Raw genomic sequence first — 19898 nt, forward strand, 5'->3', positions numbered from 1 at the left:
GCTTCCTGCCGGTGCGGGCCTATCAGGGTGCTCCACTGAAAGCGCCGCCCTGGCCCGACAACTCGCGTTTGAAATAGCTGTAATAATGATTAACTATGAGTTTGATTTCAGAGTGACAAAGCTAGTGGCACTTTTTAGCTCGGTCACCATGAAAAAACTATCAGGGCAGCACTGGATGACTGGAATGCGGATAGGCGCTTCCTGCCGGTGCGGGCCTATCAGGGTGCTCCACTGAAAGCGCCGCCCTGGCCAGAAAATTCGCGTTTGAAATAGCTCGGTTGAAATAGCTCGTTTGAAATGGCCTGGCTGACATACCCCGGTTGACAATAGCCCGCCTGAACAAAGCCGACGGAGCCGATGCCCATGAATTCCCATTCCGAGTTGCATGATATAGCTGCGCTGCTGCGTTCTCGCATCGCCCTTATTGTCATCAGCAGTCACGACGAAAAAGGGGTGCAGCAGCTGTTGTGCGATCTGGTACGTCACGAGCGCCGGCCGCTGTTCAAGTGGAGCCTGACCGAGGGGCTGGCGCGCCTCGATACCGCAATGCCCGCGCAGCGGCTGCATGCTCAGCCGGGGGACGCGCTGGGACACATACGCGCGGTGCGCGAGCCTGGTATCTATATGCTGGCCGATCTGCATCCCTTTCTCGATGACCCGCTACATATACGGCTGCTGAAGGATATTGCCCTGGACGAGTGCCATACCCTGGTACTGGTGAGTCATGAGGTCACAGTTCCGGCGGAGCTGGAAAAGTTCAGCGCCCGGGTGCAGCTGGCGCTGCCAGACGCCGCGGAGCTTGAAGATATCGTGCGCCAGGAAGCACGCCTGTGGAGCCGGCAAAGCGGCACTCCGGTGAAAACCAGTCCCCAGGCGCTGGCGATGCTGGTACGTAACATGCGGGGATTGCCCCGTATCGATGTGCGCCGCCTGGCCCGCAATGCGATGGCGGATGACGGCGCTATCACCGCATCGGATCTGCCTCAGGTTACCGAGGCCAAATACCGCCTGCTGGGCAGCGATGCTGTACTGCAGTTTGAGTACGACAGCGTGAGTCCCGCCCAGGTGGCGGGATTCTCGCGCCTGAAGCAGTGGCTCGCGACAAGGCGGCCGTTTTTTCTGGGCGAGGCCGGTGCGCCCGGCGGGCGGCGTCCGCGCGGGGTCTTGCTGCTGGGGGTGCAGGGGTGTGGCAAGAGCCTGGCGGCGCGTTCGGTCGCAGGCAGCTGGGGTGTGCCGCTGCTGCGCTTTGATGCCGGTGCGCTGTACGACAAGTATATCGGTGAGTCGGAGCGCAATCTGCGCGAAGCTCTGGTGACCGCCGAGGTAATGGCGCCCTGCGTGCTCTGGATCGACGAGATCGAAAAAGGCCTTGCCACGGGGGAGGGCGACCAGGGCACGTCGCGGCGCATTCTCGGTACGCTGCTGACCTGGATGTCGGAGCAGCGCGGCGCGGTCTTTCTGGTGGCGACGGCCAATGACATTCAGGTGCTGCCGCCGGAGCTGGTGCGCAAGGGGCGTTTTGACGAGGTGTTCTTTGTCGACCTGCCAGGGGCCCAGGCGCGGGCCGAAACGCTGCGCATTCACCTGCGCCGCCATGGTGCGGAACCTGCCGATTTTGATCTGGACATGCTGGTGCAGCGCAGTGACGGCTTTTCCGGCGCCGAGATTGAACAGGCTGTGGTCTCGGCCTATTATGCCGCCCATGCCAAAGCAGGGAAGCTGGACACGCAAGGCTTGCTGCAGGAGCTGGCAGAGACCCGCCCGCTGTCGGTGCTGATGGCTGAACCGGTGGCGCAGCTGCGACACTGGGCGCATAGCAGGACGGTGCCCTGCGACTGATTTTACGCAATTGAACGTCTGTGATTTCTGCCACTGATGCCCGATGCGAGCGGATCTTTCAGGCCCTATTCAGGCGCATTCCGCGAGGATTTATTATGAACTCCGTCAAGCAGGGGCGCTGTCTGTGCGGCGCCGTGCAGTACCGTATCGATGGCGCCTTCAGGCGCTTCTTGATGTGTCATTGCAGCCGCTGTCGCCATGCTACAGGTTCATCCCATGCCAGCAATCTGTTCTGCAAACCGGATCAGCTGCAGTGGCTTGGCGGCACGGAGCAGGTGCAGCACTTCAGGCTGAATGAGGCCGAGCGCTTTGCGCGCAGTTTCTGTCGGACCTGTGGCGCCCCGGTGCCCCATGTGAGCGATGACGGCCGCTATGTGCTGGTGCCGGCCGGTTCGCTGGATGATGAACCGGGGATTCTGCCCGAAGCGCATATTTTCTGCGCCAGCCGGGCTAACTGGGATCTTGCCACAGAGGCGCTGCCGCAGTTTGACGATTATCCGAACTGAGCCCGGCCGGCAGCTCCTTTCTGATGCGGTACTTTGCCGGCTGTTAAACCCCACGCCAGAGGTGTATCTCTGGCTTTTTGGCAGTGTCCGGATAACCGGATTTCGAATCAGCAGCCTGTCGGGCGTTTGCGCAGTCGATCAGTGTTAAGTCCGACCGACTGCTAGGCGCCGCATTGGGCGCAAGGAAAGGTACAAGCTTGAAACAGCGCTATCTGGAGTTCGACTATCTGCGTGGTATCGCCATCCTGGTGATTATTCTTGGGCACGCGGTTGTGAATGTCGACAGAACGCTACCCCTGGCGCTGCAGAATCTGTTCGCCGGCGGTACGGCCGTGTTCGTGTTTATCTCGGGTTTTTTCTTTCACAGCGTATTTTATCGCCGTTTTGAGTACGGCGATTTTATGCGCAAGAAAGTGCAGAACGTGTTCTATCCGTTTCTGGTGATCTCGCTGGTGGCGCTGTTGCCATTGATGCAAATCTGGCTCGGCAAGCCGGGCATGACGGTGGCGAAGTTTGTCGAGAATATCTACTGGCAGGTCAATGATGGTTATATTCTATACCCGCACTGGTATATCCCCTTTGTCATGACGCTGTTTGCGCTGTCGCCGCTGTACCTGCTTTTTATCCGGGCGAGCCTGGTGGCGCGCCTGCTGCTGCTGCTGGAGTTTGCGCTGATGGCGATGCTCGTGCACCGGCCTTTGGGTAACGCCAATGTGCTGCAGTCACTGGTCTATTTCACGCCCTATTACCTGGTCGGCATCCTGTATTCGATGCATTTCGCTGTGCTCAACAGGCATCATCGGCTGATTTTTGCAGTGTCTCTGCTGGGCGTCTCGCTGTTTGTGGTTCTGCAGACGCTGGTATTCCCGCACCTGGCCAATTATCACAAGGCGGCGCTGACCTTCAACGGGGTCGACCTTATGTTCTGGCAGAAGCTGTTTTTGTGCATAGTGCTGCTGGAGTTTGCCAGCTGGCTGACGACGCGACCGGAAAAGCCCTGGCTCTTGCAGGTGTCCGCCGCCAGTTTTGCGCTGTTTTTTATCCATCCCATGGTGCTCACACAGGTACATAACCTGCTGCTGCCGGGGCTCAAAACCATGCACCCCGGGGCTCTGGTCAATCTGGCCGCGACCCTGCTGTCCCTGCTACTGGCGACCGCGGGCAGCTACGCCGTTGCCTGGCTGGTAAGGCGCACCTGGCCGCGGCACAGCCGCATGCTGATCGGCTGGTGAGGGCTCAGGTCAGCCAGTGCAGAGTCATTTCACCTGAATGGTGATCTTCTCCGACAGCACGGCGGGCTCATGGGGGACGTGTTTCATATCGCCGAGCAGCAGCTGCAGGCTGTGTTCTCCGGGTTCCAGGCTGAGCTCCACTTCGGTCTGGCCGCCGCCAAAATGCTGCACGGTAGAATCCATCGGCATGCCCGCAGGTGGTACCTCGGCCCGGTCAATCAGCAGGTGATGGTGGCCGGTGCCTGCCTTGTCGGTGCCGGCCGGCGCCACGCCCATGCCACTGAGACCAAAACGAACGGTAAAGGTCTGGGGTACAGTGTCACCATTGGCGGGCGAAATAATATAGACACGAGCCCCTTCGCTTGAGGCGGTGGGCGTTTCGGCCTGCACGAGCGGAGCACTCAGCGGTGCCAGCAGTGCGACACCCAGCAGTGTTGTTTTGAGAAGTGTTGATTTAAGGTGCATAAGAACCGTCCATATTTTTGGTTTTGTTCGTGATCGGGCATCGTCGGACAGTTGCTGCCGACCCGGCTCAGTATGGACCACAATGCGTTGCTCAGGGGCGGTTAAGGCGCGCCGGTGCACATTGAACGCACCTTTTGGAAGGTGTCGGGGATTCGGGTATATATTGAAGCTATCCGGCTTACCCGATACCGACTGCCCCGATGCGGCGTCTGCTGTATTGCGGGTCCCGCTTATTCAACGACATGGAGTGACGAGAGTTATGAAACTGCCTTATTTGCTGTGTTCTGCGGTACTACTGACCACTGTAGCCCTGACCGGCTGCGGTAATGACGAGACTGACAAAAAGGCTGAGGTGCCGGCTGTGGCTCCGGCAGCAGAAGAAGCCCAGGTCGCGCCTGAGCCAACCACCGTAGAGGTCGTTGAGGAAAAGGCTGAAACGATGCTGGAAGACGGCAAGGACATGGCGAGCGATGCCGCCGATGCCGTGACAGAAACCACCACTGATATGGTGGAAGGCGCTGAGAATATGGCCGCGGATGTGGCCTCGGAAGCCTCCGCCATGGCGACTAATGCGTCCACTCAAATCGTCAGCGCCGCCGATGCGACTATGGATATGGCCAAGGACGTTATGGGCACCGAGGAAAGCATGCCGGCCGAGGCTGAAGCAAAAACCGCGCAATAGGTCCGCCTGGACACTAAGCCCGCCCTAAACAGGCCCGAAGCCTTGCCCCTGAAGGGGGTGCTTCGGGCCTTGTCGTTTTATGTCAGCCGCGCTGGTAAATCCATTCCAGCATGGCCTTCTCGAACGCCCGTACCGGGTGCTGTAGCGGATCACGCCAGGATGCCCGTCGGTCTGCATCGCTCAGGCTTATTCCCGATACCATCAAGACAAACAGATAGCGCTGGCCCGAGGCCCCGGTGATATAGCCGGCCAGGTTGCTGGTGCCATTGATGGTGCCGCTTTTGCCGCGCACGTTGCCCTGCAGGGGCGGCTTTCGCAGGGTGCTGCGATAGCGCAGGGTGCCGGACTCGCCGGCTACCGCCAGCGCCTGATAACTGCTGGACCCGGGTATGCGGGCAAGTTGGCGCAGCACCGCGGCCAGCTGGGAGGGCTGCAGCAGATTGTCCCGCGACAGGCCCGAGCCATCCGCCAGGGTGGCGGGTTCAAGGCGTTGCCCCAGCGCCTCTTCCAGTCGGGCGGTCATGACGCGGACACCGTTGCGAAAATTGCCCGGGCTGCCGGCCTGATTGCTCAGGGTTTTCAGCAGACTGTCGGCGATCAGGTTATCCGAGTCCTGCAGCATGGTGGTCAACAGCTGCGACAGTGGTGCGGATTCGAGCTGCATCACGGCCTGCCAGTTGCTGCCGGCGTCGCTGACGCCGCGAATCTGCCCCTGCAGCTGAATACCAAGTTCCTGCAACTGCTGTGCAATGATGTCGCGGGTGAAGGCGATAGGGTCATTGACGGCAAAATTCAGCGGTACGATCTTGCGGTTGTTGGCCACGCAGCCGTGCAGACGGTATTGATTGCCGGGGCCTGTATCCATTTCCAGTTCGCACAGTGTCTCCAGCTGCTGTTGCAAGGTCACGGTCACGACTTCACTGGTGACATCCAGCGGCTGGTGCGGCGGTACAAAGAAACCTGCGGTTGTGCCCGGTGCTTTGGGGGTCAGGCTTGCGGCCACGCAGTTGCCATCCAGTATGATTGCTGATGCCGGAGCGCTGTAGCAGACGCCGAGGTTGTTCCAGGGCCAGCCATTGCCGCGGTCGTAGCCATCGAAGGCGCTGCTGTCCAGCAGCAGATCACCGCTGATATGGGTAATGCCGCTCAGTTTGATCTGTTCCAGCAACTGGCTCAGCTGGGCGCGGCTGAAGTCCGGTGCACCGCTGAATTCCAGTCGCCAGTCGCCCTGCCAGCGCTTGTTCTGCTGCTGACCCCGGCGCCAGAGCCTCGTTTGATAGCGAAAGTCTCCCCCCAGCTGCAGCTCGGCGGCATAGGCGGTCATTAGCTTGAGCGTACTGGCCGGGGGCAGCAGCAGGTCAGACTGATAATCGATGCGAACGCTGCCGCCGGCATCCAGCGGCTCGACGCGCAGGCCAATCTGGCTGCCGCTGGGAGCCAGAGCCAGCAGGGACTGCCAGCTGCCGGCGGGGGCTTCGGCATGGGCGCTGTTATTGATAGTTGCAAGGCTTACAAACAACAGCAGGAAAAATCGCAGTTTCATGGTAGTGGCAGGATCCTGGCCCGAAGGGCAGCAGTTTGGTCGGTAATTCAAGAGGGTTGGTCACTGATCAAGGATAACAGTTCAGGGGAATGTGGCAGCTGAATGCGGTGGGATGCCGGCGGCTTGAGGGTTGCAGGCTGGCCGGGCCCAGCCTGCAAGGTGGAGGCTGTCAGTCCTGGAGACCGTCCAGGCGAATGCCCAGGGCAGCCTCCAGGGCATCGAGCTTGCTTTTCATGGCGTCGATGGCATTGCTGCCATCGCTGAGCTCGGGGGACAGGCGGATCATGTCCAGTGCCTCAACCAGAAAAGACTCTTCATTCATCTTCACCAGTTGTTCGGCTGTCCAGCGTTTGGTTTTGTACATGGGGAAGCCTCGCAAAAACAGACACTACAGGTATGGATTAGGCGGTCTGCTTTTGCAAGAAGTTCCCTGGCGTGACGGCTCTGATGCCGCGTCAGGCCAAGACGCGTTTGAACTGCTGCAGCCAGCGCTGACCGAAGCTGTTTACCAGCAGCCCCAGCATGACCAGGACAATGCCCACCGCCTGCATCGCTGACAGGCTCTCATCCAGAATCAGCCAGGCGCATAACAGCCCTACTATCGGCACCAGCAGCGTCAGTGGTGCTACGCGTGAGGCCGGATGGTGCCGGAGCAGCCAGCCCCAGGTGCTATAGCCGAAAATGGTTGCTACCAGCGCCAGATAGGTCAGCGACACCAGCGACTTGATGCCCATTCCCGCAAGGCTGGCCATGATCAGTTCAGGCCCTTCCATAAAATATGACATCAGCATAAAGGGCAGCGGCGGAATCAGGGCGCCCCAGATCACCAGGCTCACCAGATCGATGGACCCATGGCTGCCTATATGGCGATTGATAATATTTCCCGCACCCCAGCTGGCAGCGGCTGCCAGCGTGAGGCCAAAGCCCGCCAGGGTCATGCTGGTCGGGTCTGCCTGGCTGGCCAGTACGCCCAGCCCGGCCCCGGCAATCAGCAGTGCCCAGAGCTGCTGCGGTTGCCAGCGTTCACCGAGAAACAGCAGGGCGAAAACAAGGGTGAAAATTGCCTGGGCCTGGAGTACCAGGGAGGCGATGCCAGCGGGCATGCCCAGGTGCATGGCGCTGAATAGCAGGGCAAACTGGCCGAAACTGATGGTGATACCGTAGGCAAACAGCCAGCGAAATGGCAGTGCCGGCCGGCGCACAAACAGAATCGCCGGAAAGGCGACACAGATGAAGCGCAGCGCACCGAGCAGCATGGGCGGGAGTTCATCGAGTCCCCAGCGGATAAAGACGAAATTGCACCCCCAGGCCAGTATTACCAGCAGGGCGAGCGTCCATGCCTTTCTGTTCATCGGTTGTCCATGTGTATATGCCGAAAAAGCGGATTGTAGCGGCTTTACGCAGGGTAAACGCGAGAAAGCATAGATCCTGCTGATGTTTGTTGTGACCCGGGGCAGAAGCTAACAGATGCGGGGCAGCAGTTCGCCGGATACCGGCGCCAGTGTCCGCTCAACGCCATAGACACCATTGAGTATCACCGGCACATTGCGCCTTGGTGTCAGCTGACCAACAATGGCGGCGCCCTGCCCGAGGGGATGTGCCTGCATGCATTGCAGTAACTGAACAGCCTGTTCGGGTGCTACGGCGGCCAGCAGTCGCCCCTCGCAGGCCAGGTGCAGTGGATCCAGCCCGAGCAGTTCACACAGGCCTCGAACCGCGGTGCGCACAGGTAGCGCGTGCTCTTCGATGAGCAAGGTGGCGTCTGCAGCCTCGGCGAATTCATGCAGCACAGCATTGAGTCCGCCCCGGGTCATATCACGCAGTGCATGCAGACCGGGGTTGGGCAGCAGCGTCTGGATCAAGGGCCACAGATTGGCGCAGTCACTGCGCAGGTCCCCGTGCAGCGCCAGCTCCTGGCGGCTGGCCAGAATGGCCGCCCCGTGATCGCCGATCGGGCCGCTGACAATCAGACAATCACCCTGAATCAGGCGATGGGTGCCGATATCAATAGCGGCGGGAATAACTCCGAGTCCGCTGGTATTGATAAAGAGCCCATCGGCCGCGCCCCTGGGCACGACCTTGGTGTCGCCGGTCACGACCTGGACACCGGCAGCGCGCGCTGCCTCTGCCAGTGAACGACAGAGTTCCTGCAACAGGTCTACTGGCAGGCCTTCCTCGATAATCAGCGCACAGCTGAGATAACGCGGCAGAGCACCACCGACGGCCAGGTCATTGACTGTACCATTCACCGCCAGGGTACCGATATCGCCGCCCGGGAACTGCAAGGGTGTGACCACGAAGCTGTCGGTGGTGAATGCCAGCTGGTCGCCGGGCCTGAGTTCGAATGCCAGCCGGGCCTGATCTTCCTGCCGGGCCAGAATCGGGTTGTCGAATGCGGGCCAGATCAGTTCCCGCAGCAAGCGCTGCATGGGTTCGCCGCCGCTGCCCTGGGCCAGACTGATGCGTTCAGTGCGGGCCATCGGAGGGGCCTTGGTGGCGGTATTGATACCAGGCTGCGCAGGCGCCTTCCGATGACACCATCAGGGCGCCCAGGGGGGCGTTGGGGGTGCACTCGCGGCCGAACAGCGGACACTGGCCCGGTTTTAGCTTGCCGCTGAGCACCGCGGTGCAACGGCAGCGTGGGTCGGCCTCCGGGGCGGGCGCTGTGGCCTGAGTTGTTGCCGGCTGGGTGCTATCCATCAGCAGGGCAGCGGCGTCGAATGCACGGTACGCCGGGCGCAGTTGCAATCCGGAATGGGGCAGCAACCCCAGACCACGCCATTCGGCCAGGGGGCCAGGCTCGAAAACAGCCTCCACCGGCTGACGTGCACCGCGGTTGCCCCCAGCAGTGGCTACCCGTCGATACTGAATTTCAATGCGGGCCTGGTTGTGTTGCAGCTGTTGCAACAGCAGCAGGACCGAGTGCAGCAGGTCCACCGGTTCGAAGCCGCTGATGACCACTGGCTTGTGATACTCGGCGGGGATGAACTCGAATGGCGCATTGCCCGTGACCAGGCTGACATGGCCCGGGCCTATAAAGCCATCAATCCGCAATTCAGGATCTGCCAGCAATGCCCGCATTGGGGGTTCGATCATTACCAGGTGGCATAGCACGCGAAAATTAGTCAGACCTGCAAGGGCCGCTGCCCTGATCGCCAGCGCGGTGGCAGGGGCCGTGGTTTCGAAGCCGATGGCGAGAAAGACCACCTGGGTGCCGGGGTGCCGGTGCGCCATGTCCAGCGCATCGCGGGGCGAATAGACCACCTGAGTGTGGGCGCCGTCGGCGCGGGCCTGCAGCAGGCTGCCGTTATGGCCCGGCACGCGCATGGCATCACCGTAGCTGCACAGCAGCGTATCCGGGCGCTGGGCCAGCTCAATGGCCTGGTCGATGACCGACTGGGGCAGTACACAGACCGGGCAGCCGGGCCCGTGGATAAACTCGATGTTATCGGGCAGCAGTTGGTCGAGCCCGAAGCGAAATATTGTGTGGGTATGTCCACCGCAGATTTCCATCAGTTGCCAGGGCTGCTCCCTGGGCGGCAGCGCGGCAGCGCGGCAGCGGATCTGGTCGACCAGTTGGGCCACGGCGGCAGGATCGCGAAATTCGTCGATGTATTTCATGGCAGCTCCTGCAGTTGCGACCAGAGCTCCAGCGAGGCCCGTGCTTCCTCGTCGCTGATCAGTGCCAGGGCGACGCCGACATGCACCAGCACCCAACGCCCCACCAGGCGTTCAGCGGGCGCATCATCGACCACGCAGCTCAGGTCGATCTGGCGCTGCACGCCGCCGCTGTCTGCGACGGCAAGGCAGTGGTGCGCATCGCTGATTGAAACAATGCAGGCGGGGATGGCCAGGCACATGCTTATTGTGCCTCCAGCCAGTCGAGCCAGGCGGCCATGCCGTCGCCTCGGGTGGCGCAGAGTTCCAGATATGGCAGGTCGGGCTGGATCCGGCGGGCATACTCGATACATTTTTGAATATTGAACTCTACATGGGGCAACAGGTCGGTCTTGGTGATCAGCAGCAGCTCGGCATGGTGAAAAATGGACGGGTACTTGAGCGGTTTGTCATCGCCTTCGGTGACCGAAACCAGCACCACCCGGGCCTTTTCGCCGAGATCGAACATGGCCGGGCAGATCAGGTTGCCGACATTTTCGATCAGCAGCAGCGCACCGTCACTTTCGGGCAGCTGGTGCAGGGCGCGGTGTACCATGGATGCGTCCAGATGGCAGGCCTGACCGGTCTGAATCTGCACCGCCGGGGTGCCGGTGGCGCGGATGCGGGCGGCGTCGAGTTCGGTCTGCTGATCGCCTTCAATCACCAGTGCGCCGCGGCGTCCGCGCAGCCGGGTCAGGGTCTGTTCCAGCAGGGTGGTTTTTCCGGCACCGGGGCTGGATACCAGGTTGATGGCACTGAGGCGGTGGCGGCTGAACCAGTCGCGGTTAAGCGCGGCCTGATCGCGGTTGGCGTGCAGCAAATCCTGATGCAGCGTGATGGTTTGCGGCGCCGCCGTTATCTTCAGAGGCGCACGGGGGAACTCAGAGATGAGTCTGGGCTCCGGTAAATCACAGCCGCAAATACCACACATCAGTATGCCTCCATTTGTTCAATCAGCACGTCGTCACCACCTGCCAGGTCCCGTTCCAGTGCGCCACAGGCGGGGCATGGATCGAGCCAGTGCTCCAAAGGATAGCAGCTGGCACACTGGCGGCAGCGGGCGTCGCCGGGCTGGCGTCGGATATACAGCTTGCAGCCGTTCAGAGGTGCAGCTTTGTCCATGGCACCGAAACAGAACTCCAGCGCCTGGGGTTCTACGCAGCTGAGGCTGCCCACGGCCAGTTGAACGCTGAGCACCCGGGTAAGCCGACGTGTCCGTATCTCCTGCTCCAGACTCTGGCACAGACTCTGGCACAGGCTCAGTTCATGCATGGAGAAACTTCCGCTTGAAGCGCCGGTGGCGGGCGTGGTGACAGCGTCACGCCACCTGAACGCAGCAGATGGGCCAGGGCCCGGCTGGCCTGGGGAAGGCGGGCCTCGAGCGCGCCGCTCAGACCGTTGCCCCAGTCCAGCGACGCGAAACCGGCGCCCACCAGGCTGATACGTGCAGGCCGATCACCCAGCACCTCCAGCAGTTGCAGCAGCTGTACCGCCCCCATCTGATGGACGGCGATTGCGGGCTCCGCGTCCAGCGCCGGCAGTGGATCGGCGACGATAATGTCGCTCGTGGGGCTGTCGGTCTGTACGGCATCCAGCAGCACCAGCCAGGCGCAGCCGGCGATACGTTCGTAGTGCGACATCGGCAGGTGGCCGGCATACAGGCTGAGCAGGCCAGGGGGGCGCCGATAGTCGGTCTCGAAGCGCCGCAGCAGCCGTTCGCCAAAGCCATCATCCGTGCGATCGGGGTGGCCCAGGGCAAGGAGAATTACGTCAGTCATCAGCGGCCTCCCTGCGGGCCCAGGCTACTGCCGCCTGGCCCAGCGCGAGCCCGCCATCATTGGCCGGCACCTCGTGCGGTATCAGTACCTGAAAACCTGCGGCCTCCAGTGGGGTATGCAGCAGGTGCTGCAGCAGCCGGTTTTGCAGGCAGCCACCGCCGAGCACCAGGGTGCTGCAACCCCGTTCGTGCGCCAGTACCTCCAGTCGTTGTGCCAGCAGCCGGGCCAGCGCACGGTGAAACCAGAGGGCTGTCCTGGCGGGGGTTTCGATCCGGGCGCAGGCCAGCAACTGGTGCCAGAACCGGGCCAGATCGAGTGGTTCTGTTGCACATGGCAAATCAAGCTCCGGCAGGCCGGCCGGGTCCGCCGACCGGGCAAGGGCCTCAAGCTGCATGGCCGCCTGGGCTTCAAAGCTCTGGTGCTCTGGTGCCACTTGGAGCAGCGCCGCGACGGCGTCGAACAGCCGGCCGCAGGAGCTGGCCAGCGGTGTGTTCAGGTTCTGCCTGATCATCAGCCGCAGGCTGGCCAGCGGTTGCTGCTGCAGGCTCTGCAGTGCGGGCAGGCCCGTCATGGCCGGGTTTTCCCAGTCGGGGCACCAGCGCTCCAGCTGGGCCAGCAGGTTGCGCCAGGGTTCGCGTGCGGCCTTGTCGCCACCGAGTAATGCAACCGGCGGCAGGCCATCAAGGCGTCTGCAGTGGCGATAATCCGCCAGCAGGATTTCGCCACCCCAGAGTGGGTGGGAGCTGCCCTGCGGTGCCAGGCCGCTGCCATCCAGTATCAGCCCCAGGACCTGCGGGCCCGCGACCGGATAGCGGTGTTCGGCCAGGCAGGCGGCCAGGTGGGCATGATGATGGGCGACGTCGAGCAGCGGCACACCCAGCTCGGCAGCGAGATTCTGAGCCAGGCGCCGGCTGTGGTAGGCGGGGTGGGGATCACAGGCAATCAGCCGGGGAGGGCAGTCCAGCAACCGGCTGAGGTCGCTGATCGTCTGGCACAGCTGCAGCTGCAGCTGCGGGTTTTCCATATCCCCCAGGTGCGGTGCCGGGTAGGCCCGGCCCTGTCGCAGCAGGCAGGGGGCGTTTTTCAGATCGCCGCCCAGCGCCATGATGCCGTCGGCGCCCTGCATGGCGTCGGGCAGGCGAATGCCGGCCGGGGCATACCCCCTCGCTCGGCGCAGCAGCTGGGGCCGGCCCGCGATGACCTGGGCGATGGAATCATCGACGCGGTGCAGGATCGCGCGGTCGTGCAGCAGCAGGGCATCGACACCGGGTGCCAGCTGTGCCATGGCACTGGCGTTGTCGAGACAGGGCGGCGCACCGTCGATATTGCCGGATGTCATCACCAGGGGGCCGTCCAGGGCGGCCAGAAGCAGATGCTGCAGCGGTGTATTGGGCAGCATCACACCAATGCGGTCGAGTCCGGGACCGAGGTTGGCTGGCCAGTGGCCTGGTAGCGCATGCAGCAGCACTATGGGCGCGGCTGGGCTTTGCAACAGCTCGCGTTCGTGATCATCAAATCGGGCGCCCGCACCGAGCTGTGACAGACCAGACACCATCACCGCCAGCGGCTTGTCCGGGCGCCGCTTGAAGTGGCGCAGCCGGTCTATGGCCGCAGGGTTCCGGGCATCGCAGGCCAGGTGAAAGCCGCCGGTGGCCTTGATGGCCAGCAGTCGGCCCTGTTGCAGCAGGTGCGCCGCCCGGTTGATGGCATCCTGACGGGCCAGCACAGCGCCATCGGGTGCGGCCAGCCAGAGTTGCGGGCCGCAATCGGCGCAGGCGGTGGGCTGGGTGTGGAAGCGCCTGTTCTGTGGCTGTTCATATTCAGCCCGGCAACCGGCGCACAGCGCAAAGGGTGCCATGGCGGTTTGATCGCGATCGTAGGGCATGCCGGCGATGATCGAGTAGCGCGGCCCGCACTGGGTACAGTTGCCAAATGCGTAGCCGTAACGGCGGTCCCTGGGATCGAATATTTCGCTGCGACAGAGCGCACAGGTGGCAAGGTCCGGCAGGATCTGGGTCCGGTTGGCTCCGGTATGACTGTCGCGGATGCTGAACGCCTGCGGCGGCTCGCTGCAGGTCTGTAGCCGGATGCCAATATGGTCGATATACGCCAGGGGGGGCAGGCGAGCTTCGAGCTGTTGCCGGAAACTGTCTGCTGCTGTCGCCGGGAACAGCCGGATCAGTACGCCGTCGGCATCGTTACGTACATCGCCGCACAGGGCCATGTCCTGCGCTAGCTGCCAGACACAGGGGCGAAAACCCACACCCTGAACGGTGCCGCGGATACGGATTTCGGCGATCTGCTGTTCCATCGTGGCTCCCGGACGCGCTCTGCTGCAAGTATATGACCGGATCGCGCATCGTGTGGGCTGGATGCAGACCTGTCCGATACCGTCTGGACTATGCTGAAGAAACTTTAAGACCTCAGATTCGGGAAGGGGTATGAACCAGACCGCTTTCTTGCCACACCGGCACCTGGACAAGTTGTTTGACCTGCTGCACAGCGATGGCTTCCGGGTTGTGGGCCCGACCTCCGAACAGGGCGCCATCGTGTATCGTGAAATCGATACGGTCGATCAGCTTCCGGCCGGCCTGGTCGATCATCAGGCACCGGGTCGCTACCGGCTGGAGCAGCAGGCACATGGGCGTTACTTTGATTGGGTGGGCACCGCCCAGGGGCTCAAGCCCTGGCTGTTCACACCCGAGCAACCACTGATGGTCGCCCGTGAAGTGGCAGGGGGGCTGCGGTTTGAAGCCGTGCGCGAGGAGGTGCCATTGACGGCGGTGATAGGCCTGCGGGGCTGTGACCTGGCGGCGCTGGCGCTGCAGGATCGGCATTTTCTGCAGGGAGAATATCCCGATCCCCATTACCAGGCTCGCCGTGAGCAACTGCTGCTGATTGGTGTCAACTGCCACCGCAGTGCCGCGACCTGCTTCTGCGTATCCACCGGCGATGGTCCTGAGGTTGGCGAGGGAACAGACCTGGTGCTCGATGAACTGGATCAGGGCTTTATGGTTCAAGCCTGCAGTGCGCGGGGCCGGGCGCTGCTGGTCCGGCTGCCGATCCGGCCGCTGGCAGGCGGGCACAAGCGGCGCAGCAAGGCGTTGAGAAAACAGGCGCGAGTGCAGCAGCGGGCACTGCCCTCGCGGGATCTGCGCAAGCCCCTTTATCTGGCGCGGGATGACGAAACACTCTGGCAGTCTGTCGCGGATCGTTGCCTGACGTGCGGCAACTGCGCGGCGGTCTGTCCGACCTGCTTTTGTTCCCGGGTCGACGAGGAGTCGCCACTGGATGCCAGTGAGAGCACCCAGGTGCGGCGCTGGGATACCTGTTTCAATGATGAGCATAGCTATCTGGTCGGGCATGTGGTGCGCAAGAGCGCGGTACACAAATACCGGCAATGGCTGACCCACAAGCTGGCGATCTGGCACGATCAGTACGATCGCAGCGGCTGTACCGGTTGTGGCCGCTGCATTACCTGGTGTCCGGTGGGCATCGATATTGTCGAGGAAACCCGGCGCCTGTGCACCGAAGTAAAAACCCGGGAGCCAGGCGAATGAATGATCCCTGGTTACCGCAGCAGGCGGTGGTGGTCGACAAGGTCATGGAGACACCGGACGTTGCAACGCTGTCGCTGCAGCTGGTGGAGCCCGAGGCCCAGCAGCGTTTTCACTTCGACTGCGGTCAGTTCAACATGCTGTATCTCTATGGCCTGGGCGAGGTGCCGATCTCGATCATGGACTATCAGCATGGCTGTCTGCAGCACACTATCCGGGCGGTGGGGCGGATCAGCCGCACGCTGGTAGCGCTTGAAACGGGCGCACCGCTGGGCCTGCGGGGCCCCTATGGCAACAGCTGGCCGATTGAGGACGCCCGCGGCCGGGATCTGGTGTTCATTACCGCAGGACTGGGGTGTGCCCCGGTGATTGCGGCCATTCGGCGGATTATCGCCGCGCGCACGGACTATCAGCGTCTGGTGATCATGCAGGGCGTCAAGCACCGGGAGGATCTGCTGTGGCAGGAGCAGTACGAGCGCTGGCGCGAGGTGCCGGATTGCCAGGTGCTGCTGGCGGCGAGCGAAGAGCGGCAGGAGCAGTTTCCCTGGTCGCTCGGCATGGTCACGACCCTGATCGACAAGGCTCAGTTTGATGTCAACAACTGCACGGTGATGATGTGCGGGCCGGAGCCCATGATCCGTGCGTCCATGCGTGGCCTGGAGGCGGTCGGCGTCAGTCTGCAGAACTGTTTTGTCAGTCTCGAACGGAACATGCAATGTGCCCTGGGGCTCTGCGGCCACTGTCAGATGGGCACGCCCTTTATCTGCCGGGAGGGGCCGATTTTCCGTGTCGCCGATATCAAGGAATGGTTTTTACTGGAGGGCTATTGAACGATGGCAAGGGCTAGCATCGCGATTCACAAGCTCACATCCTGCTCTGGCTGTCAGTCGGTGATCCTGAATATGGGCGAGAACCTGCTGACACTTGTTCAGCTGGTGGATATCCAGCACTTCATCGAGGCGGGTGTGAACAATCCCGACGCGCAGGTCGATATCGCCTTCGTCGAGGGCAGTATCAGCACCCATGAGGATGAAGAGCGTATCCGGCAAGTGCGCGAACAGTCGCGGTTTGTGGTGGCGATCGGCGCCTGTGCCTGCAGCGGCGGCGTGCAGGCACTGCGCAATGTAAAAGACTCCGAGCACTGGGCGAGCGCCATCTATGCCGATCCCGGGTATCTTGATTCTCTGGCTGATTCCAGATCCGTGGCAGAGCGGGTCAAGGTGGATTTGCAGTTGTGGGGCTGCCCCATCAGCGAGCGCCAGCTGATCGCCGCCATTCGGGCGCTGCTGCACGGCGTGCCGCCGGTGCTGCCGACCGAGAAAGTATGCCAGGAATGCAAACGTGCCGGCCAGGTGTGTGTGCTGGTCAGTCAGGCTGCGCCCTGTATGGGGCCGGTGACACAAGCCGGTTGCGGCGCCCTCTGTCCGTCCTTTGGCGCCCCCTGCTACACCTGCTTCGGACCGTCCGAACAGCCCAACTGCGATGCGCTCGGTGAACGGCTTGTTGGCCTGGGCATTCCCGCCAACCAGGTGGCCGAGCGCTTCGTGTCTATCAGCGCCGGAGTGAAGCCATTTCAGAATGCCTGGGCGCGCTGGCGCATTCCGCTGAAGGAGCTGGAACCATGACCGAGCCGCGCAATATCCGCTTGCGTGTGCCGGTCATCACCCGACTGGAAGGCGAGGGTGCGCTGGAACTCTATTGTCGTGGCGACACGCTTGAGCGTGCGGTACTGCGTATCTTCGAGCCGCCGCGCTTTTTCGAAAAATTTCTGGAAGGCAAGCACTACAGCGAGCAGCCGACCATCGCGTCGCGTATCTGCGGCATCTGCCCTATCGCCTACCAGATGACCGGCGTGCGGGCGATCGAACATGCCCTGGGTATCGAGCCCGGCGACTGGATAAGCCGCATGCGCCGGATGCTGCAGTGTGGCGAGTGGTTGCAGAGCCATGCCCTGCATATTCACTTCCTGGCGTTGCCAGACTTTCTCGGGTGCGCGCATATGATGGACCTGGCCAGGTCCCATCCCGAGGAGGTGCGCCGCGGATTGCGGCTGCAGGCGCTGGGCAATGACCTGATCAGCCTCAGCGGTGCCCGGTCGGTGCATCCGGTGGGGCTCAAGGTCGGTGGTTTCCACAAGGCACCGGCGCGGCAGCAGGTCGCCATGCTGCAGCGGCGCCTGACGCAGGCGCTGCAGGATGCCGCAGCACTGGTTCGCTGGACGGCGAGTCTGGTGCTGCCGGAGGATCATCAGAGCTTCACCAGTGTGGCGCTGCATCACGACAGCGATTACGCCATGAATGAAGGGCGGCTGTGCAGCAGCCAGGGGCTGGACATTGCCGCCACAGAATATCAGCAGTATTTCAGGGAGCATCAGGAGCCTCACTCCACCGCGCTCTATTCGCTGCTGGAGGGCGAGCCTTACCTGCTGGGGCCGCTGGCCCGCATGAACCTCAACTTCGATCAACTACCGCTAGCTGTGCGCGAACTGGCCGCGGACTGCGGCATCCGTTTTCCCAGTGACAATATTTATCACAGCATCCAGGCGCGGGCGCTTGAGTGCTACTTCACGGTTCTCGAAGCCCAGCGCCTGCTGAGCGACTATCAGCCGCAGGCGGCCTGTGTCCAGGACACCCCCAGGGATGGCTGGGGGGCGCACTGCACCGAAGCGCCGCGCGGCTTGATCTACCATCATTATCGTGTCGACGATGGCGGCTTTATTCGCGACGCCTGTATCATCCCGCCAACGAGCCAGAATCAGGCCCGTATTGAAGCCGATCTATACCGCAGCCTGACGGATTTTGGCCTGGAACACAGTGACCGGGAGTTGCAGTTCCATGCCGAGCGGCTGATCCGCAACTACGACCCCTGCATCTCCTGTTCTGTGCATTTTCTGGATCTGCGCGTGCATCGCTCCTGACGATAGCAGCCTGTCGGACTTAACATGGATCTACTCGGCTCGGGCATCCTGCTTCGCCCTACCTCGTACCTCCCGCATCCATGCGGTCGTGTGGAAAAGCCGATTCTCTCCGGTCGGTAAAAGGGGTTATTTCGTGTGCTCTTTATTACTCGTCGCAGGCTCCTCGGTCTGCGACCCCGCTAAAGCGGTTCTTTCCACTTCGTTCCAAGTGTTAAATAGAACCACTATTCACAAGCTAGATCCCTGTCGCTTGTCCGGTGGGCAGCTCAGACTGTGTAAATCGGCTATCCTGCCGATTTATCGTCTCAAAAGAGCTCAAAAAATAACTCATTCAATCGCCGGGAGCGATTGAAAGTGCAAACCCCGAAGGGGTGAAGCACATGGACGTGCTGAACAAATCGGTCTTTCCCTCGCTACGACAGGCCAAGCCCGACAGGCTGCCCGTTCGCAGTGAAGCCTCCGTTTGGCTGCCGTTCAGCCATGGGGTGCTGTAGTGGGCTGCTTGCCAGATAGCTCCTACCTGGCTGTCAGGGAAAGGTCGTCGTGCCTAGGGCCAGATCCGGCCCGCCATGCTTGCGGCGACCGTGCGTAACCTGAAGTGTCTTATTACCGTGATCCATAGGAATTTTATCAAATGCAGTGGTTTAACTGGCCTGTTCTGGTGGCTTTGGTGGTGCTGGCTCTGGTGATACTGGTACTGCGTCGTCGCAGGGCTCCAGACGATGACGAGGTGCTGTGCTATGAGCTCGGCGAGCGGCTGCTGAACGACGAACAGTGCCGGTTTCTGGAAGTGCTGGAGCAGGCCGTGGGCACTGACCACCGCGTGCTGGCGCGAATCGCGCTGGCCGATGTGGTGACGGTGGACGAGACCCTGGAAGGGCCGGCCCTGGATGCGGCCATGGCGGGGCTGGACGGCCGGCAATTCAGTTTTCTGGTTTGTACCCGGGCGGCACTGGAGCCTGTCTGTGCGGTGGAGCTGGATGCGCCCTCGCGGCGTCAGTCCAAAATGGCAGGCCGCGACCTGCAGCTGGATGCGATCTGTGAACAGGCCGGTTTGCCACTGCTGCGAGTGCCTGCGCAGGCCAGCTATCAGGTTGCGGATATTGGTCTGCAGTTCGATGCGCTCTTTGAGCCACCGATGCCGGCGCTGACACCAGCACAGCAAAGAGCCGAACGCGAACCCGTATTTGAGTCGATAGTCGCTGGTGGCCTGTCACTGTCGGCACGGCCGGACAGTGCGGCGGCGGATTCCTCAGCCTCGTCAAGCGCCAAGAGTATTGAGTGTCCGCGCTGCGCAGCACCCATGGTGCTGCAGCGGGCACCTAAAGGTGCCGCGCCAGATAAAGCCTATTGGGCCTGCAGCCTGGCACCGGGCTGTCGCCAGCGCATGCCACTGCAGCTAGAGCGCAAGGATGAGCCGCTGAGTCAGCAGCTGGAAGGTCTGGTACCTTAGCGGGCGGCGCAGCTGCTGTTTTCCAGGCTCGATCTGCACGTCTGTTCATCTCATCTAGCCTTGCCACCGACAGGCTGCGTCATAGCCAAGGGGAGGCGGGTACAGCGCAAGGATGAGTCGCTGAGTCAGCCGCTGGAAGGTCTGATACCTTAGCGGGCGGCGCAGCTGCTGCTTTCCAGGCTCGATCTGCACGCCTGTTCATCTCATCTAGCCCTGCCGCCGACAGGCTGTGTCATAGCCAAGGGGAGGCGGGTACAGCGCAAGGATGA

The 19898-nt window shown here is 62.1% G+C and carries 21 protein-coding genes; 9 read left to right on the plus strand and 12 right to left on the minus strand.

Going from position 1 to position 19898, the window contains the following annotated elements:
* Nucleotides 1–218: 218 nt before the first annotated feature.
* Entirely contained in the window at nucleotides 219–365 is a 147-nt protein-coding gene (locus MRS74_RS22420) for a hypothetical protein (RefSeq protein WP_254582518.1), read from the minus strand.
* Here MRS74_RS22420 and MRS74_RS22425 point away from each other — a divergent pair.
* The 3 genes from MRS74_RS22425 (at nucleotide 364) to MRS74_RS22435 (ending at nucleotide 3577) form a co-directional block, all read left to right on the plus strand.
* Nucleotides 364–1839: an AAA family ATPase gene (locus MRS74_RS22425; protein ID WP_254582519.1), complete on the plus strand. Its 1476-nt coding sequence runs from the start codon at nucleotides 364–366 to the stop codon at nucleotides 1837–1839. The genes MRS74_RS22420 and MRS74_RS22425 overlap by 2 nt on opposite strands.
* Before the next feature lie 95 nt (nucleotides 1840–1934).
* Entirely contained in the window at nucleotides 1935–2345 is a 411-nt protein-coding gene (locus MRS74_RS22430; protein ID WP_254582520.1) for a GFA family protein, read from the plus strand.
* A 197-nt stretch (nucleotides 2346–2542) separates the two neighbouring features.
* Nucleotides 2543–3577, plus strand: a complete 1035-nt coding sequence (locus MRS74_RS22435; RefSeq protein ID WP_254582521.1) for an acyltransferase family protein — start codon at nucleotides 2543–2545, stop codon at nucleotides 3575–3577.
* Nucleotides 3578–3601: 24 nt separating this feature from the next.
* Here MRS74_RS22435 and MRS74_RS22440 read toward each other — a convergent pair whose 3' ends face one another.
* Nucleotides 3602–4042, minus strand: coding sequence for a DUF4399 domain-containing protein (locus tag MRS74_RS22440; protein ID WP_254582522.1), 441 nt, complete (start codon nucleotides 4040–4042; stop codon nucleotides 3602–3604).
* Nucleotides 4043–4301: 259 nt separating this feature from the next.
* Between MRS74_RS22440 and MRS74_RS22445 the strand changes: the two genes are divergently transcribed.
* Nucleotides 4302–4724: a hypothetical protein gene (locus tag MRS74_RS22445; protein ID WP_254582523.1), complete on the plus strand. Its 423-nt coding sequence runs from the start codon at nucleotides 4302–4304 to the stop codon at nucleotides 4722–4724.
* Between the two features lie 82 nt (nucleotides 4725–4806).
* Here MRS74_RS22445 and dacB read toward each other — a convergent pair whose 3' ends face one another.
* The 10 genes from dacB to hypF all read right to left on the minus strand — a co-directional run bounded on the left by dacB (nucleotide 4807) and on the right by hypF (nucleotide 14013).
* Nucleotides 4807–6267 (minus strand): D-alanyl-D-alanine carboxypeptidase/D-alanyl-D-alanine endopeptidase, encoded by a 1461-nt coding sequence (dacB, locus tag MRS74_RS22450; protein ID WP_254582524.1) that lies wholly within the window; start codon nucleotides 6265–6267, stop codon nucleotides 4807–4809.
* Between the two features lie 169 nt (nucleotides 6268–6436).
* Nucleotides 6437–6631 carry a hypothetical protein gene (locus MRS74_RS22455; RefSeq protein WP_254582525.1) on the minus strand — a complete coding sequence of 65 codons (195 nt, stop codon included), beginning with the start codon at nucleotides 6629–6631 and terminating at the stop codon, nucleotides 6437–6439.
* 91 nt (nucleotides 6632–6722) lie between these two features.
* A complete protein-coding gene (locus MRS74_RS22460; protein WP_254582526.1) occupies nucleotides 6723–7619 on the minus strand; it encodes an EamA family transporter in 897 nt (298 codons plus the stop codon).
* Between the two features lie 108 nt (nucleotides 7620–7727).
* Nucleotides 7728–8747 (minus strand): hydrogenase expression/formation protein HypE, encoded by a 1020-nt coding sequence (gene hypE, locus MRS74_RS22465; protein WP_254582527.1) that lies wholly within the window; start codon nucleotides 8745–8747, stop codon nucleotides 7728–7730.
* Entirely contained in the window at nucleotides 8734–9888 is a 1155-nt protein-coding gene (hypD, locus tag MRS74_RS22470; RefSeq protein WP_254582528.1) for a hydrogenase formation protein HypD, read from the minus strand. Before hypD ends, hypE begins: the two co-directional genes overlap by 14 nt.
* A complete protein-coding gene (locus MRS74_RS22475) occupies nucleotides 9885–10127 on the minus strand; it encodes a HypC/HybG/HupF family hydrogenase formation chaperone (protein WP_254582529.1) in 243 nt (80 codons plus the stop codon). The genes hypD and MRS74_RS22475 overlap by 4 nt, the downstream gene beginning before the upstream one ends.
* 2 nt (nucleotides 10128–10129) lie before the next feature.
* Entirely contained in the window at nucleotides 10130–10855 is a 726-nt protein-coding gene (gene hypB / locus MRS74_RS22480; RefSeq protein WP_254582530.1) for a hydrogenase nickel incorporation protein HypB, read from the minus strand.
* Nucleotides 10855–11196 carry a hydrogenase maturation nickel metallochaperone HypA/HybF gene (locus MRS74_RS22485; RefSeq protein ID WP_254582531.1) on the minus strand — a complete coding sequence of 114 codons (342 nt, stop codon included), beginning with the start codon at nucleotides 11194–11196 and terminating at the stop codon, nucleotides 10855–10857. The genes hypB and MRS74_RS22485 overlap by 1 nt, the downstream gene beginning before the upstream one ends.
* Nucleotides 11184–11702 carry a hydrogenase maturation protease gene (locus tag MRS74_RS22490; protein WP_254582532.1) on the minus strand — a complete coding sequence of 173 codons (519 nt, stop codon included), beginning with the start codon at nucleotides 11700–11702 and terminating at the stop codon, nucleotides 11184–11186. The genes MRS74_RS22485 and MRS74_RS22490 overlap by 13 nt, the downstream gene beginning before the upstream one ends.
* Nucleotides 11695–14013, minus strand: coding sequence for a carbamoyltransferase HypF (hypF, locus tag MRS74_RS22495; RefSeq protein ID WP_254582533.1), 2319 nt, complete (start codon nucleotides 14011–14013; stop codon nucleotides 11695–11697). The genes MRS74_RS22490 and hypF overlap by 8 nt, the downstream gene beginning before the upstream one ends.
* 130 nt (nucleotides 14014–14143) lie before the next feature.
* Here hypF and MRS74_RS22500 point away from each other — a divergent pair, with 130 nt between their 5' ends.
* From MRS74_RS22500 to MRS74_RS22520, 5 genes are all read left to right on the plus strand, one after another.
* Entirely contained in the window at nucleotides 14144–15262 is a 1119-nt protein-coding gene (locus tag MRS74_RS22500; RefSeq protein ID WP_254582534.1) for a 4Fe-4S dicluster domain-containing protein, read from the plus strand.
* The gene (locus MRS74_RS22505) at nucleotides 15259–16089 is read left to right on the plus strand and encodes an FAD/NAD(P)-binding protein (RefSeq protein WP_254582535.1); all 831 of its coding nucleotides are present in this window, start codon (nucleotides 15259–15261) and stop codon (nucleotides 16087–16089) included. The genes MRS74_RS22500 and MRS74_RS22505 overlap by 4 nt, the downstream gene beginning before the upstream one ends.
* A gap of 3 nt (nucleotides 16090–16092) precedes the next feature.
* Entirely contained in the window at nucleotides 16093–16884 is a 792-nt protein-coding gene (locus MRS74_RS22510) for an NADH-quinone oxidoreductase subunit B family protein (RefSeq protein WP_254582536.1), read from the plus strand.
* Nucleotides 16881–18176 (plus strand): Ni/Fe hydrogenase subunit alpha, encoded by a 1296-nt coding sequence (locus MRS74_RS22515; RefSeq protein WP_254582537.1) that lies wholly within the window; start codon nucleotides 16881–16883, stop codon nucleotides 18174–18176. The genes MRS74_RS22510 and MRS74_RS22515 overlap by 4 nt, the downstream gene beginning before the upstream one ends.
* 634 nt (nucleotides 18177–18810) lie before the next feature.
* Complete coding sequence (locus MRS74_RS22520; protein ID WP_254582538.1) at nucleotides 18811–19629, plus strand: DUF2726 domain-containing protein; 819 nt, start codon at nucleotides 18811–18813, stop codon at nucleotides 19627–19629.
* Nucleotides 19630–19898 lie beyond the last annotated feature (269 nt).

It is taken from the genome of Marinobacterium sedimentorum, assembly GCF_024267675.1.
GTDB lineage: Bacteria > Pseudomonadota > Gammaproteobacteria > Pseudomonadales > Balneatricaceae > Marinobacterium_A > Marinobacterium_A sedimentorum.

Coding starts and splice junctions, on each gene's coding strand:
- MRS74_RS22425 (WP_254582519.1), top strand. CDS start 364: ATGAATTCCCATTCCGAGTTGCATGATATAGCTGCGCTGCTGCGTTCT.
- MRS74_RS22420 (WP_254582518.1), bottom strand. CDS start 365: ATGGGCATCGGCTCCGTCGGCTTTGTTCAGGCGGGCTATTGTCAACCG.
- MRS74_RS22430 (WP_254582520.1), top strand. CDS start 1,935: ATGAACTCCGTCAAGCAGGGGCGCTGTCTGTGCGGCGCCGTGCAGTAC.
- MRS74_RS22440 (WP_254582522.1), bottom strand. CDS start 4,042: ATGCACCTTAAATCAACACTTCTCAAAACAACACTGCTGGGTGTCGCA.
- MRS74_RS22445 (WP_254582523.1), top strand. CDS start 4,302: ATGAAACTGCCTTATTTGCTGTGTTCTGCGGTACTACTGACCACTGTA.
- dacB (WP_254582524.1), bottom strand. CDS start 6,267: ATGAAACTGCGATTTTTCCTGCTGTTGTTTGTAAGCCTTGCAACTATC.
- MRS74_RS22455 (WP_254582525.1), bottom strand. CDS start 6,631: ATGTACAAAACCAAACGCTGGACAGCCGAACAACTGGTGAAGATGAAT.
- MRS74_RS22460 (WP_254582526.1), bottom strand. CDS start 7,619: ATGAACAGAAAGGCATGGACGCTCGCCCTGCTGGTAATACTGGCCTGG.
- hypE (WP_254582527.1), bottom strand. CDS start 8,747: ATGGCCCGCACTGAACGCATCAGTCTGGCCCAGGGCAGCGGCGGCGAA.
- hypD (WP_254582528.1), bottom strand. CDS start 9,888: ATGAAATACATCGACGAATTTCGCGATCCTGCCGCCGTGGCCCAACTG.
- MRS74_RS22475 (WP_254582529.1), bottom strand. CDS start 10,127: ATGTGCCTGGCCATCCCCGCCTGCATTGTTTCAATCAGCGATGCGCAC.
- hypB (WP_254582530.1), bottom strand. CDS start 10,855: ATGTGTGGTATTTGCGGCTGTGATTTACCGGAGCCCAGACTCATCTCT.
- MRS74_RS22485 (WP_254582531.1), bottom strand. CDS start 11,196: ATGCATGAACTGAGCCTGTGCCAGAGTCTGTGCCAGAGTCTGGAGCAG.
- MRS74_RS22490 (WP_254582532.1), bottom strand. CDS start 11,702: ATGACTGACGTAATTCTCCTTGCCCTGGGCCACCCCGATCGCACGGAT.
- hypF (WP_254582533.1), bottom strand. CDS start 14,013: ATGGAACAGCAGATCGCCGAAATCCGTATCCGCGGCACCGTTCAGGGT.
- MRS74_RS22500 (WP_254582534.1), top strand. CDS start 14,144: ATGAACCAGACCGCTTTCTTGCCACACCGGCACCTGGACAAGTTGTTT.
- MRS74_RS22505 (WP_254582535.1), top strand. CDS start 15,259: ATGAATGATCCCTGGTTACCGCAGCAGGCGGTGGTGGTCGACAAGGTC.
- MRS74_RS22510 (WP_254582536.1), top strand. CDS start 16,093: ATGGCAAGGGCTAGCATCGCGATTCACAAGCTCACATCCTGCTCTGGC.
- MRS74_RS22515 (WP_254582537.1), top strand. CDS start 16,881: ATGACCGAGCCGCGCAATATCCGCTTGCGTGTGCCGGTCATCACCCGA.
- MRS74_RS22520 (WP_254582538.1), top strand. CDS start 18,811: ATGCAGTGGTTTAACTGGCCTGTTCTGGTGGCTTTGGTGGTGCTGGCT.